9 protein-coding genes are annotated in these 13,023 nt (G+C 65.7%); 1 reads left to right on the top strand and 8 read right to left on the bottom strand.

Annotated elements, in window-relative coordinates:
• Window positions 1-6: 6 nt before the first annotated feature.
• Genes P5703_RS11700 through P5703_RS11685 form a run of 4 tightly spaced genes read right to left on the bottom strand, consistent with a single transcriptional unit; the run spans window position 7 to window position 4,363 of the window.
• Window positions 7-1,101, bottom strand: a complete 1,095-nt coding sequence (locus P5703_RS11700) for an enoyl-CoA hydratase/isomerase family protein (protein ID WP_044315571.1) — start codon at window positions 1,099-1,101, stop codon at window positions 7-9.
• Window positions 1,102-1,103: 2 nt separating this feature from the next.
• Complete coding sequence (mmsB, locus tag P5703_RS11695; RefSeq protein WP_020306202.1) at window positions 1,104-1,994, bottom strand: 3-hydroxyisobutyrate dehydrogenase; 891 nt, start codon at window positions 1,992-1,994, stop codon at window positions 1,104-1,106.
• 36 nt (window positions 1,995-2,030) lie between these two features.
• Window positions 2,031-2,804 carry an enoyl-CoA hydratase gene (locus P5703_RS11690; RefSeq protein WP_125868979.1) on the bottom strand — a complete coding sequence of 258 codons (774 nt, stop codon included), beginning with the start codon at window positions 2,802-2,804 and terminating at the stop codon, window positions 2,031-2,033.
• 47 nt (window positions 2,805-2,851) lie between these two features.
• Window positions 2,852-4,363, bottom strand: a complete 1,512-nt coding sequence (locus P5703_RS11685; RefSeq protein ID WP_279641822.1) for a CoA-acylating methylmalonate-semialdehyde dehydrogenase — start codon at window positions 4,361-4,363, stop codon at window positions 2,852-2,854.
• A 157-nt stretch (window positions 4,364-4,520) separates the two neighbouring features.
• Here P5703_RS11685 and P5703_RS11680 point away from each other — a divergent pair, with 157 nt between their 5' ends.
• Window positions 4,521-5,414 carry a LysR family transcriptional regulator gene (locus tag P5703_RS11680; protein ID WP_020306210.1) on the top strand — a complete coding sequence of 298 codons (894 nt, stop codon included), beginning with the start codon at window positions 4,521-4,523 and terminating at the stop codon, window positions 5,412-5,414.
• 75 nt (window positions 5,415-5,489) lie between these two features.
• Here P5703_RS11680 and P5703_RS11675 read toward each other — a convergent pair whose 3' ends face one another.
• From P5703_RS11675 to P5703_RS11660, 4 genes are all read right to left on the bottom strand, one after another.
• Complete coding sequence (locus P5703_RS11675) at window positions 5,490-5,843, bottom strand: YgaP family membrane protein (RefSeq protein WP_014596560.1); 354 nt, start codon at window positions 5,841-5,843, stop codon at window positions 5,490-5,492.
• A 66-nt stretch (window positions 5,844-5,909) separates the two neighbouring features.
• On the bottom strand, window positions 5,910-8,420 hold the full coding sequence (gene glgP, locus P5703_RS11670) for an alpha-glucan family phosphorylase (RefSeq protein WP_279641823.1): 2,511 nt from the start codon (window positions 8,418-8,420) through the stop codon (window positions 5,910-5,912).
• Window positions 8,421-8,491: 71 nt separating this feature from the next.
• Window positions 8,492-9,589 (bottom strand): endonuclease/exonuclease/phosphatase family protein, encoded by a 1,098-nt coding sequence (locus P5703_RS11665; protein WP_256068868.1) that lies wholly within the window; start codon window positions 9,587-9,589, stop codon window positions 8,492-8,494.
• 138 nt (window positions 9,590-9,727) lie between these two features.
• Entirely contained in the window at window positions 9,728-12,847 is a 3,120-nt protein-coding gene (locus P5703_RS11660; protein ID WP_285586986.1) for a transglycosylase domain-containing protein, read from the bottom strand.
• Window positions 12,848-13,023 lie beyond the last annotated feature (176 nt).

Here is a 13,023-nt window from a genome sequence, read left to right as displayed (position 1 = left end):
AGAGCTTCAGGCCGTGGCGCTGCGGCGTGTCTTGCCGGTGGTGGCCTTGAAGCCGTCGAAGAACGCCTGGACGCGCTCCGGCGTGACCTCTGCCAGCGTCGGCGGATTCCAGCGCGGTGACTTGTCCTTGTCGATGATCAGCGCACGCACGCCTTCCATGATGTCGCCCTTGGCGAACCATTGACGGTCCAGGTGCAGTTCCAAAGCGAAGCAGTCGGCCAGTGGCAGTTCGCGGCCGCGCCGCAGCATCTCCAGGGTGACGCACATGGCCAGCGGCGAACGGCTGTCGAGCACTTTCAGCGTTTCCTCGGCCCAGTCGGCAAACTCCGGGCGTGTCTCGGCGGCCAGCGATGCGCGGATCGCCGCCACGTCGCTTTTGCCGAAATGCTCATCGATGGCCTGATGCAGAGTCTTCAGCTCGGAACCCGGCAGTTTGTTGCTGCCCAGCGTCGCCACCAGGGTGCGCAACGCCTCCTGCGGATGAACGGACCAGCTCATGCGGTCCAGGCAGCGATCCAGCTCGGCAATCTGGTCGTGGCTGACGCACCAGTCCGCCAGCCCCACGTGCAGCGCATCGGCGGCGCGGATCTGCAGGCCGGTGACGCCCATGTAGGTGCCAAGCTCACCCGGCAGGCGCGAGAGGAAATAGCTGCCGCCGACATCCGGGAAATAGCCGATGCCGACTTCCGGCATGCCCATGCGCACGCGCTCGGTGACCACCCGCAGCGACGCGCCCTGGACCAGGCCCATGCCGCCGCCGAGGACGAAACCGTCCATCAGCGCCAGCAGCGGCTTCGGGTAGGCGTGGATGTACTGGTCGAGCGCGTATTCCTCTTCGAAAAAGGTTTCATGCTCGGTGTCGCCGCGCTGGAAGCTGTCGTACAGCGAACGGATGTCACCGCCAGCGCAGAAGGCCTTCTCGCCATTGGCGCGCAGCACCACGGCATGGATCTGCGGATCGGCAGCCCAGGCGCTGAGCTGCTGGTGCAGCAGGCGGACCATTTCCAGGGTCACCGCATTCAGCCCGGCCGGGCGGTTGAGGGTGAGGTGGCCGACGTGGTTGCGTACGGCGGCCAGCACGGGGCGTTCGGTTGCACTCATGGTCAGGTGTCCTTGCGGTACTGATTGATGATCGCCGAGAAATCCAGGCCGCCATGGCCCTGGGCACTGAAACTCTGGTAGAGCTGCTGGGCGAGGGCGCCGAGAATCACCGGCTGACGCACCTGCTTGGCGGCCTCGGTGGCCAGGCCCAGATCCTTGAGCATCAGGTCGCTGCCGAAGCCGCCGCTGTAGCCGCGCGAGGCCGGTACATTGTCCAGCACGCCAGGGAAGGGGTTGTAGGTATCCGAGCTCCAGCAGCGGCCGCTGGAGGTGTTGATCACGCCGGCCAGGGTCTTGGCATCCATGCCCAGCGCGACGCCCAGCGCCATCGCCTCGGCGACGCCGATCATGGAGATGCCCAAGAGCATATTGTTGGCGACCTTGGCCACCTGGCCGTTGCCGGCTGCACCGCAGTGCACGATGTTCTTGCCCATGGCCGCGAGGATCGGCTGCGCACGATCGAAGTCCGCATCGCTGCCACCCACCATGAAGGTCAGGGTGCCGGCTGCTGCACCGCCGGTGCCGCCCGAAACCGGTGCGTCGAGCATCGGGTTGCCATGCTCGGCAGCGGCCTTGGCCACTTCGCGGGCGCTGTGCGGGTCGATGGTGGAGCAGTCGATCAGCATCACGCCGGCTCGGCTACTGGCGATCAGACCGTTCTCGCCCAGGTACACGCTCTTCACATGGGCGGCGGCCGGCAGCATGGTGATGATCAGCTCGGCGTTGCCCTGGGCGATGGCGGTCGGGGAGTCGACCGGCAGCGCGCCGGCGCCGACCAGGTTTTCGACGGCCGCGGCGTTGAGGTCGAAGACACTGAGCTGGTGGCCTGCTTTGAGCAAGTTGTGGGCCATGGGCGCGCCCATGTTGCCCAGGCCGATGAATCCGATATGCATGGCGTGTTTCCTCTTGTTGTTATGGCCAGATGCGGCTTAGCGATTGGTGAACTCAGGCTTGCGCTTCTCGCTGAACGCGGCCATGCCTTCCTTCTGATCCGCGGTCGCGAACACCGCATGGAACACGCGACGCTCGAAGCGGATGCCTTCGGCCAGCGTGGTCTCGAAGGCGCGGTTGACGCTTTCCTTGATCATCATGGTGGCCGGCAGGGATTTCTCGGCGATCACCCGAGCAGCCTTGAGGGTTTCCTCCAGCAGGCTTTCGGCTGGGAATACACGGGCGACCAGGCCGGCGCGCTCGGCTTCGGCGGCGTCCATCTGGCGACCGGTCAGGCACATGTCCATCGCCTTGGCCTTGCCCACTGCGCGGGTTAGGCGTTGGGTGCCGCCAATGCCCGGCAGCACGCCGAGGTTGACTTCCGGCTGGCCGAAGCGCGCATTGTCGGCGGCGAAGATCATGTCGCAGAGCAATGCCAGCTCGCAGCCGCCACCCAGCGCGTAACCGGCGACGGCGGCAATCAGCGGCTTGCGGCGCGTGGCGATGCGGTCAGCTTCGGCAAAGAGGTCATCGAGATAGACCTGCGGGTAGGACAGCTCGGCCATTTCCTTGATGTCGGCGCCGGCGGCGAACGCCTTGGCCGAGCCGGTGAACACGATGCAGCCGATCCGCGGATCGGCCTCGAGCTGGCCCAGGGCCTGGTTCAGCTCGCTGATCAGCTGCGCATTGAGCGCATTGAGCGCCTGCGGCCGGTTGAGGGTGATCAGCGCAACGCGCTCCTGGATGTCGACGAGCAGGGTTTCGAATGTCATTTCAGCGTCCTTGAGGACCGGCGCGTCCGCCGGCCCGGTGCGTGATGTCACTTCAGGTTGATGGTGGTGTTGACCGGGCCGCCGACCTCGTTTTCGTCGAACCAGCGCTCGGTTATGGTCTTGGTCTGGGTGTAGAACTGCACCACCTGCTTGCCGTAGGGGCCGAGGTCGCCGAGCTTGGAAGCGCGTGAGCCGGTGAAGGAGAACATCGGCACCGGCACCGGGATCGGTACGTTGATGCCCACCTGACCCACGTCGATCTCTTCCTGGAAGTGGCGCGCCGCCGCGCCGGAGCGGGTAAAGATGGCGGTGCCGTTGCCATTCGGGTTGGCGTTGATCAGCTCGATGGCTTCGTCCATGGTCGCCGCCGCCATGACGCAGAGGACCGGGCCGAAGATTTCTTCGCGGTAGATGCTCATCGAGGGGGTGACGCCGGAAAACAGGGTCGGGCCGACGAAGTTGCCCTTTTCGTAACCGCTGACGCTCGGGTTGCGGCCATCCAGTTCGAGCCTGGCTCCTTCCTGTACACCACGTTCGATCAGCCCGCTGACGCGATCCAGCGCCGCGCAGGAAACCAGCGGGCCGACGTCGGTGCCAGCCTCGACACCGGCGTTGACCTTGAGGGTCTGCGCCTTGGCTACCAGATCGGGAATCCAGGCCTGCGCCTCACCCACCAGCACCACCACCGACAGCGCCATGCAGCGCTGGCCGGCCGCGCCGAAGGCGGCACCGGCGATGGCGTTGAGGGTCTGCTCCTTGTGCGCATCGGGCAGCACGATGGCGTGGTTCTTCGCGCCCATCATGCACTGCACGCGCTTGCCGGCCTGGCTGGCACGGTTGTAGACGTGGGTGCCGACCTTGGTCGAACCTACGAAGGACACCGCCTTGATATCCGGGTGGTCGCAGATCGCATTCACCGCATCGGCGCCGCCATGCACCACGTTGAGTACGCCCGGCGGCACGCCGGCTTCCAACGCCAGTTCGCACAGGCGCATGGTGACCATCGGGTCCTGTTCGGACGGTTTGAGGACGAAGGTATTGCCGGTGGCGATGGCCATCGGGAACATCCACAGCGGAATCATCGCCGGGAAGTTGAATGGGGTAATACCGGCGCAGACGCCCAGCGGCTGCAGCAGGGTATAGGTATCGACGCCGGCGGCGACGTTGTTCGCCAGCTCGCCGAGCTGCAGGTTGCCGATACCGGCGGCGTGCTCGACCACTTCCAGGCCGCGGAACACATCGCCCTCGGCATCGGCCAGGGTCTTGCCCTGTTCGGCAGTGAGGATCGCCGCCAGCTCCTTCATGTTCTCGCGGATCAGCTGCTGGTACTTGAGGAAGATGCGCGCACGCGCACCGATCGGCGTCTTGCGCCAGGTCTTGAAGGCCTGCTGGGCGCTGGCGACGGCGCGGTCGATTTCCTCGGCGGTCGCAAACGGCACGCGCGCCAGGATTTCCTGCGTCGCCGGGTTGACGACGTCGCGCCAGTCCTGGGTGGTCGATTCGATAAATTCACCGTCGATCAGCAGTTTGACGGTAGGAATGGCGTTGGACGTTGTCATATGGCTCTCCGCCTGAAAAGGCACTGTTGTTGTTATTGGCTCGCGGACGGCTGCGAGGGCTGCATTGAATGTAGCAATGCAAAAAATCACATTACAATGCGATCGACTGCAGAGTCGCTCTGCATAAATGCACAGGAACCTGCTGGAGGCGGCAACCATGGACTGGGACAATCTGCGCTATTTCCTCGAAGTCGCCCGAGCGGGGCGGCTGACCACTGCGGCGCGTCGGCTCGCGGTCGACCACACCACGGTCTCGCGCCGGCTGCAGGCGCTGGAAAAAAGCATCGGCCTGCAGCTATTCCTGCGCGAGCCGGGTGGCTACAAGCTCACCGAAGCCGGGCGCAACCTGTTGCCGCGGGTCGAGGCCATGGAAAGTGCCAGCGTGGCCATCGAACATTCACTGCCCAGCATGGGCGATGGCCTTTCCGGGCAGGTACGCATCGGCGCCACCGAGGGTTACGGCACGGTGATGCTCGCTGGCCAGCTCACCGGGCTCAGCCGGCGCTATCCGCACCTGAACATCGACCTGCTGGCGCTGCCGCGCGCGGTGCGCCTGTCGCGTCACGAGGCGGACATCGTCATCACCCTGGAACGCCCGGAGCGCGGACCGTTCATCATCACCCGGCTGACCGACTACGTGCTGCGGCTGTATGCGTCGCCGGCGTATCTCGACGAACACCCGCCGATCCGCAGCCGCGAGGATCTGGCAGAGCACCGCTTCGTCAGCTACGTGGATGACCTGCTGTTCAGCAAGGAGCTGCTGTTTCTCGATGGGATCGCCGATCCCCGCTCGGTCGGGCTGCGCAGCACCAGCCTGCTGGCGCAGCAGGAAGCGGTAGCGATGGGGGCGGGGATCGCGATCCTGCCGGCGTTTTCCGCCGATGCCGATCCACGGTTGCGACTGCTGCTGCCAGAGAAGGTCAGCTTTACCCGCACCTTCTGGATGCTGATGCCCATCGAGTTCAAGGACCTGGCGCGCATGCGCACCACTTGGGACTACCTCAAGGAGATGGCACAGCAGAATCAGGGGCGGTTGCTGGGGCAGGCTTGATCGGGCGTCGGTACGGCGAGGCAGGCGCCGACTCCCGGCGCGCAAAGGGTGGGCTTCAGCCCACCTTGCAGTGGTTCAGACCTGCGGCGTGCCGCGCGTCTCGTGACCCATCGGCGTGCTGTCGGGCAATGTCACGTTGTCACCCTTGAAGTCCGGGCTGTGGACTTCCGAATCCAGCGGCATATGACTGTAGCGCTGGCTCGGCAGGGCTGGCTTGCTCTCCATTTCAGTCAACATGCGCTTGGCTTCGCAGCGCCCGCTGATGCCGCGCGCCAGCGCCATACCGCCCATGGCGAGCTCCGCCAGCCCGATCAGCCCGCCCCGACGCAGTCCTTTGCCCATCATCACCAGCCCACCGGCAAGCGAGGCGGCGCGTTCCCAGCCGTGGACGTTCTGTGGGGCGGATTTGTCGAACAGTTGCTTCATCATCTGCGTCTTCCTCAAAAGGCAAGTGGTTAATAGAGGACTGCGCCGCTGCGCTGGCGTTCCGAGCGTTCATCGCTGCCAGTGAATCAAGCCCAGCTCCAGCGGCACAGACAGCCCCAGTTGGCTGCCAGGGACGACCCGCGCAGTGTAATCCGCCGCCGAGCGGTCGGCAGGCAAGTGGCCTTGGTAACTGGCGAAAGCACCGTCGTGTTCGATGAGGGTGAGGGGATGGACCTCGGCGGGAGCTTCGCCCCGGCCTTCGTCATAGAGCTGCACGGCAAGCTGTCGCGGTTCCAGATGGCCGAGATGCAGACGGACGTCGACCTGGAGCTGGCCGTTCTCGCGGGCCCATTGCACACCGGTGAAGGCCAGTTCATGCCAGTAGCTGCGCAGGCGGGTGAGCTGGTGCGACAGCGTGCTGGCCAGCGCCGAACCATCGGCGCAGCGCCGGCGGTAGGCCGTCGCCATGGGCAAGTAATACTGTTCGGTATATTCGCGCACGGTTCGATCGGCGGAAAAACGCTCGACCAGCGCGCTCATGCTGCGCCGCATGCGTTGCACCCAGGCGGTGGGCACCCCTTCATCGTCACGGGCGTAGAAAGTGGGGACTACCTGGGTTTCCAGCAGCTGATAGAGCTGCTCGGCATCCACTTCATCGTGCTCCGGGCCGTATTCCAGGCCGTCGCCAACGGCCCAGCCGAGGTCGGTGGCGTAGGCTTCGGCCCACCAGCCGTCGAGTTGCGACAGGTTCAGGCCGCCATTGGCCAGCACCTTCATGCCGCTGGTGCCGCTGGCCTCCCAGGGCCGCCTCGGCGTGTTCAGCCAGACGTCCACGCCTTGCACCAGGTGTCTGGCGATGCGCATGTCGTAGTCCTCGAGAAAGACCACGCGGCCGGCGATGTCGGGCCTGGCGGCGAAACGTTGCCACTCGGTCAGTAACGCCTGCCCGGCGCGGTCGGCCGGATGTGCCTTGCCAGCCACCAGCAACTGCACCGGGCAGCTGCGGTGGTTGAGGATGCGTGCCAGCCGTTCGGGGTCCTGCAGCAGCAGGTTGGGGCGCTTGTAACTGGCGAAGCGACGGGCGAAGCCAAGCGTCAGCCGTTCCGGATGCAGGCGTGAACCGGCCACTTCGATGTCCGCTGGCGAGGCGCCATGCACGGCCAGGCTACGGGCCAGATGGCTGCGCACGAAGCCGAGCAGTTCGTTGCGCGCATGCTGGCGGATCTGCCACAGCCAGCGGTCGTCGACCTGGGCCAGCAGTTCATCCACCGAAGCGTGATCGATGCCGCGCCAGGGAATCTCGTCGCCGTGCAACTCGTACCAGTGGGCTTCGGCATTCGGCGACACCCAGGTCGGCAGGTGGATGCCGTTGGTGACATGCCCGACCGGTACCGCCGCCAGCGGCCAGCGCGGATACAGTTCGCGGAAGATGTAGCGGCTGGTGTGCCCGTGCAGCTGGCTGACTGCATTGACTGCGCCCGCCCCGCGGGTGGCCAGGTAGGCCATGTTGAACGGCTCGTGGGAGTCCTGCGGCTGCTTGCGCCCCATGGCCAGCAGCGTCTGCATGGAAATGCCCAGCTCGTATTCGGCATAGCGCTCCAGATACTGGCTCACCAGCTCGGGCGGAAAGCGATCGAACCCGGCTTCGACCGGTGTATGGGTGGTGAACAGATTGCCGGCGCGCGTCGCATTGAGGGCCACGGCGAAGGAGACCCGCTCCCGGGCCATATGGCTGCGCGCCCGCTCCAGCACGGCGAATGCGGCATGGCCATCGTTCAGGTGGAGCACATCGGGCTGCAGGCCGGCGGCTTCCAGCAAGCGCCAGCCGCCGATGCCCAGCACGAGTTCCTGGCGCAGGCGCATCTCGTTGTCGCCGCCATAGAGTTCGCTGGCGATCAGCCGCGCGATGGGTGGATTGGCGGGGTCATTGGTATCGAGCAGCAGCAGGCGATTGAGGCCGACCCGGGCCTGCCAGCCGCGCAGCCAGATCTGCAACCCCGGCAGCTGTATGGCCAGCCTCAGAGGCGCGCCGCTGGCGTCATGCAGCGGCTCGATGGGCATCTGCCGGGTGTCGTTGACCGGGTACAGCGCCTGCTGCCGGCCGTCCGGGCCGATGCTCTGGCGGAAGTAGCCGTGCTGCCAGAGCATGCCCACCGCGGTGACCGGCACGCCGAGGTCGCTGGCGGCCTTGAGCTGGTCCCCGGCGACGTTGCCGAGGCCGCCGGAATAGATCGGCAAGGCTTCGCTGAGCATGTATTCCATGGAAAAGTAGGCGACTCGCGCGAGGCGTTCGCCGTACTGCTGGCTGGCGAACCAGGTCGGCTGCTCCAGCCGTGCCTGGCGCGCCTTGACGATGCCGTCCACCAGGCGGTGGCAGTCGACGCGGCGCAGCAGCGCCTCCAGCTTCTGCTCCGGCACGGTACTGAGGATCAGGCTGGGATTGCGGGTCAGCGCCCAGAGGTCGTTGTCGATCAGCTGCCAGAGGTCATCGTTCTGGCTGGTCCAGCGAATCGACTGGTCGAAAGCCAGTTCGCGCAGGGTGTCGGGTGTGAGGGCGGGGCGATCGGATGCAGGTGCCAAAGGAACCTCTCTTCTGAACCGGTGAGCGCTGTCTCGTCCAGTATAGGCCTTGCGCGTAGCGGGGATAACCCTCAGCGGCGCGGCCCGGCCTCGGGTTGTGGCACATCCTGCGATGTTGCCGGTTCTTCGGCTATGGTCTCGGCGGCCTGCCGCTGGTCATCACGATCAGCCTCGAGCCCTTGCTGCTCTTCAGTGTGCTTCGGGTCGTACTGCAGCTCGATGAACACCGGGAAATGATCGGAGCCGATGTCCGGCAGGCGCAGCAGGCGGACGAAACGGAAGTGCGCGCTGTGAAAGAAGTGGTCCAGAGGCCAGCGCAGGAACCAGTGATGGGCATGGAAGGTGTTGTACATGCCGCGGCCCACGCGTGGATCCAGCAGCCCGCTGATCTTGCGGAACAGGCGGGTGGTCGGCGACCAGGCCACATCGTTGAGGTCGCCGGTCACGATGATCGGATCATCGCTGTGCTGGATGCTTCTGGCCACCACCAGCAGTTCCACGTCGCGCTCGGTGGACTCGTCGTTCTCCGTGGGGCTGGGCGGTGCCGGATGCAGGAAATGCATGCGCACCGAAAGGCTGTCATCGACACGCACCCGGGCATGCATGGAGGGTACGTCGTTTTCCACCAGGAACTTGAGTTCCGGCTCCTCCAGCGGCAGGCGCGAATACACGTGCATGCCGTAGAGGTTGTCCTGCGGGCAGCGAATACTGTGGGGATAGTCGTCGCTCAGCTGGTCCAGGTGTGCTTCCCACCAAGAGTCGGTTTCCAGTGTCACCAGCACGTCGGGTAGGTACTCGTGCACCAGCGCCAGCAGGCGCTCGACCTGGCGATTGGGCCCCAGCACGTTGGTGGCCATCACGCGGATGCGTGGCCGCGGGGCGTCTGGCTCGGCACGTAGCACCTCGTTGCGCCAGAGGCGGGTGTAGGGCGCGATCCACCAGAGCTGATAGATCAGGCAGGCGGCGCTGGTCAGCGAGGCGAGCAGATGCCAGGGCTGGCCATAGTCCAGCAGCGGCGCCTGCGCGACCAGCAGTACCGCCAGCAGTGTGGCGAGCTGCAGGCGTGGAAATTCCCATACGCGCACCCACCAGGCGCGATGCCGCCAGAGAGGCAGCAGTGTGACGAATGCGAAAAGGCCTGTGCTGGCCAGCAATATCCCTTCGAGCATGACGTTTCCCATTGTCGGCCGATCGTTACGGCGGCGGCCTTGCACATCGACGGGCAAGGGCCGAGGCATTCGACAGGCAAACAGGCGAAGCGTCGCAAGAAAAAACAGGCCCCGAGTGGACGGGGACTGTCTGGGCGGTCAGTTCTCCGCTGACAGCATGCCGCTGGTCAGTGCCGGCAGGTGCTCGGGCTGGCACAGGCTGTTCGCGCCTTGCAGGTACGGCTGCAGGATCGGCGCCATGCCCTTGAGGGTCTGTACCGGCAGCGCCGAGGTGAAGCGGAAGCTGTCGGCGGCCCGGCCCGGCACATAGGCCGTCAGCGTGCCGAAGTGATTCGGCCCCAGATAGAAGACGAAGGTGGCGGTGCGGTTCAGCGCCAGCGAACTGATCAGCCGGCCGCCGGCGCCGACGCTCTGGATGCGGTTGTCGCCGGTCCCGGTCTTGCCACCGATGCGCAGCGCGCTGCCATCCTCCTGCTTGAAGGCACCTTGCAGACGCCGCGCCGTGCCGCCTTCGACCACGTTGGCCAGCGCATCCTGCAGCGCCCGTGCGACTTCCACCGGCATCACGCGCTTGCCGGACCCGGCCACGAAGCCCAAGCGCGTCTCGTATGGCGTGCCCTCGGCGAAGTGCAGGTTGTCGATACGCACGCTGGGCAGGCGGACACCGTCGTTGAGGATGATGCCCATCAGCTCGGCCAGCGCGGCCGGCCGGTCTCCGGAACTGCCAAGCGCGGTAGCCAGCGACGGCACCAGGTTGTCGAACGGATAGCCGAGGCGCTGCCAGCGCCGATGGATATCGGTGAAGGCTTCCACCTCCAGCATGATGCGGATGCGACTGTCGCGCGCGCTCTTGTGGCGGCTGCGGAACAGCCAGCCATAGACTTCCTGACGCTCGGCGCGGCTGTCGGCGACCACTTCGGAGAGCGTTGCCTGCGGGTTGGCGATCAGATAGCCGAGCAGCCACAGGTCCAGCGGATGGGTGCGGGCGATATAGGCCTGATCGGGCAGGCTGTAGGCGCCCGGACCGTAACGGGTGTATAGCGAATCGAGTTCCTTCTCGCTTAGCGCCGCATCCGGCAGGTGCTGCTTGAGGAAGCGGTCGAACACTGCGCGTTCGGCATCCGGCATCAGGTAGCGATGCACGGCAGCCAGGCGTACGGGCGTCGGGCGCATGCCCTGAAGGAAGGTCTCGATACGCTCGTCGGCGCTCTTGTTGCGGTATTTCTTCCAGAACCGCTGCAGAAACACCGAGCCCTCGCGGTCGGCGAAGCGGGTCAGGTATTCCTGCCGGCGCGGGTCCTTGTCGTCTTTCAGCAGCTCGGCGCTGTTGATGGTCTCGTAAGTGCTGTAACTGACCAGATCGCGCATCAGGCGCACAAACGGCAGGTTGATCGACTCGCGCAGCGACTCGCGCACCGTGGGAATACGGCCGTCGTCCTCGCGGCGGAAGTTGCCGAAGCGGTGCATGCCGGCGCCGGTGAAGAAGCGCTCGGCCGGGCTCGCCGAGTAGCGGCGCTCCAGCGCTGCATCGAGCATGCGGTCGAGGCTGCGATCGCTGTTGGTTGCCAGGTAGTCGATGGCCCAGCGGCTGAGATTGGCACGCGCATCGATCTTGCGCAGTTCGCTCGCGCTGAGTTCGGAATAGCGCTGGTGCAGCTCGGCGATGACTTCCAGGTAGGTAGTCAGCACCCGCAGCTTGGCCGTCGAGCCCAGTTCCAGCTTGCTGCCTTCGTTGATGTCGAACGGCTGGTTGGTGTTGTCGGTCTGCACCCGCACACGGAAGCCTTCTTCGCCGCGCTCGAACAACGTGAAGCTGTAGCGTACGTCGCCGGTCTTCTCCGGCGAGAGCATGCGGTCGCCGAACAGACCGACCGACTCGGCGAAGGCCGGATCGGCCAGGCGCACCAGATATTCGCTGATCTGGCTCTGCAGATCACCCTGCAACGACGTACTGGCGGTGAGGTCCAGCCGGTCCAGGTCATACAGCGGCAGGCCGAGCAGACCGGCAAGGCGCATGCGCGCCACGGTGATGCCCTTGGTGGCTTCCACGGGCTGGATCGCCGCGTCGCGATTGGGGTTCTGCGCCACGACGCGCTGGCTCAGCGCGGCATCGCGCAGGGCCGTGTCGATGATGCCGCCGTTGGCCAGCAGGCGAATATGGCTGTCGGTCAGGGCCGCCATTTCCTCGCGGCCCGCGCCCAGGTAATAGGAGGGCCGGCGCTGAGCGATCAGCAGCGACAGCACCTGACGCAGCGCCTGGCCACGGGCCTGCTGGTCGACCGCTTCCGGGCTGCGTGGATCGAGCAGGCGGTTGACCTCGCGGAAGTCGGCACCGAACCAGAGCCGCAGGCCGTCGGCGATACCGTGCACTTCGCCGTGACCCGGTGCGGCGGAAAGCGGCACGCTGTTGAGGTAGTCACGCACGATGCGCTGGCGGGTGGCGAGCGTCTGCGGACCTTCGCGGTAGGTCCGTACGCTGGCGGAGACCATCTGCCGGATCTTTTCCTGCGGATCACCGGTGCGCCCCTCGGGGGAGTGACGATACTTTTCCACCTGAGTGGCCAGGGTGCTGCCGCCAGCGGCCTGGCCGCCGAGGCCCAGGCGCTTTTCCAGCTGGCTGATGGCAGCCTTGGTGAACCGCGGCCAGTCCACCGCCGGGTTGGCGTTCGGCCGGCTGGCGTCGAGCAGGCCACGATCCTCGATGAACAGCAGGCTCATCACCACGAGCGGGGGGATGTCCTCGAAGCGTTCGTAGTACTGACGTGGATAGCTGTTGGTATAGAGCGGCAGCCCACGGCAGTCGTTGATCGTCAGGCCGGCCTGGGATTCTTCCGGGTAGGGCGGGAAGAAGCCGCGGCTGGTGTAATCCAGCAGCGCGCGCGAGAAGCGCGCCTGTTCCTCGATGCGGAAATTGCGCTGCACCAGCCGTTCGATGAAATTAGGTAGATCGACGTAACCCAGTCGACGATCGAAGGGGCCATCCTCGGGAAACTGGATGCGCGGACTCGGCCCGGGCTTGACGGTGTAATCCAGGTCGGCGGCATAGCGGCTCAGCCACTGCGACTGCCAGCGTGAACTCTCCAGCTCCTGCCAGCCGAGATAGCCGCCACCGGCCAGCAATGAAACGCCCACGAGCAGCGCCAGGCGCCGCGCCGTCTTGCGACGGCCCTTGCCGGATGTACGGGATGATGCAGGGGAGGGGGCGCGCGTGTTACGCCCATCCTGGGATGTCTTGTCGGATCGCCATACTGCGCCCATGTGTGCCTGGCTTCCTAGCAGTTCTCTACGCCAACCATAGTCGGCGCGCGGGGCTTAAGCGATGTCCGTTTGACGAACGGAACGGCTCAAGAATGCCCTTGCGCGGGCTGTGGTTGCCTGTCATCGCCATCGCTCGCTACCGTAGCGCGGGTCAGCAACGAAACGATGGCCGCCGG

Source organism: Stutzerimonas sp. FeSN7 (genome assembly GCF_030263795.1).
Classification (GTDB): Bacteria; Pseudomonadota; Gammaproteobacteria; order Pseudomonadales; family Pseudomonadaceae; genus Stutzerimonas; species Stutzerimonas stutzeri.
This window is presented reverse-complemented; position numbering and strand designations above follow the sequence as displayed.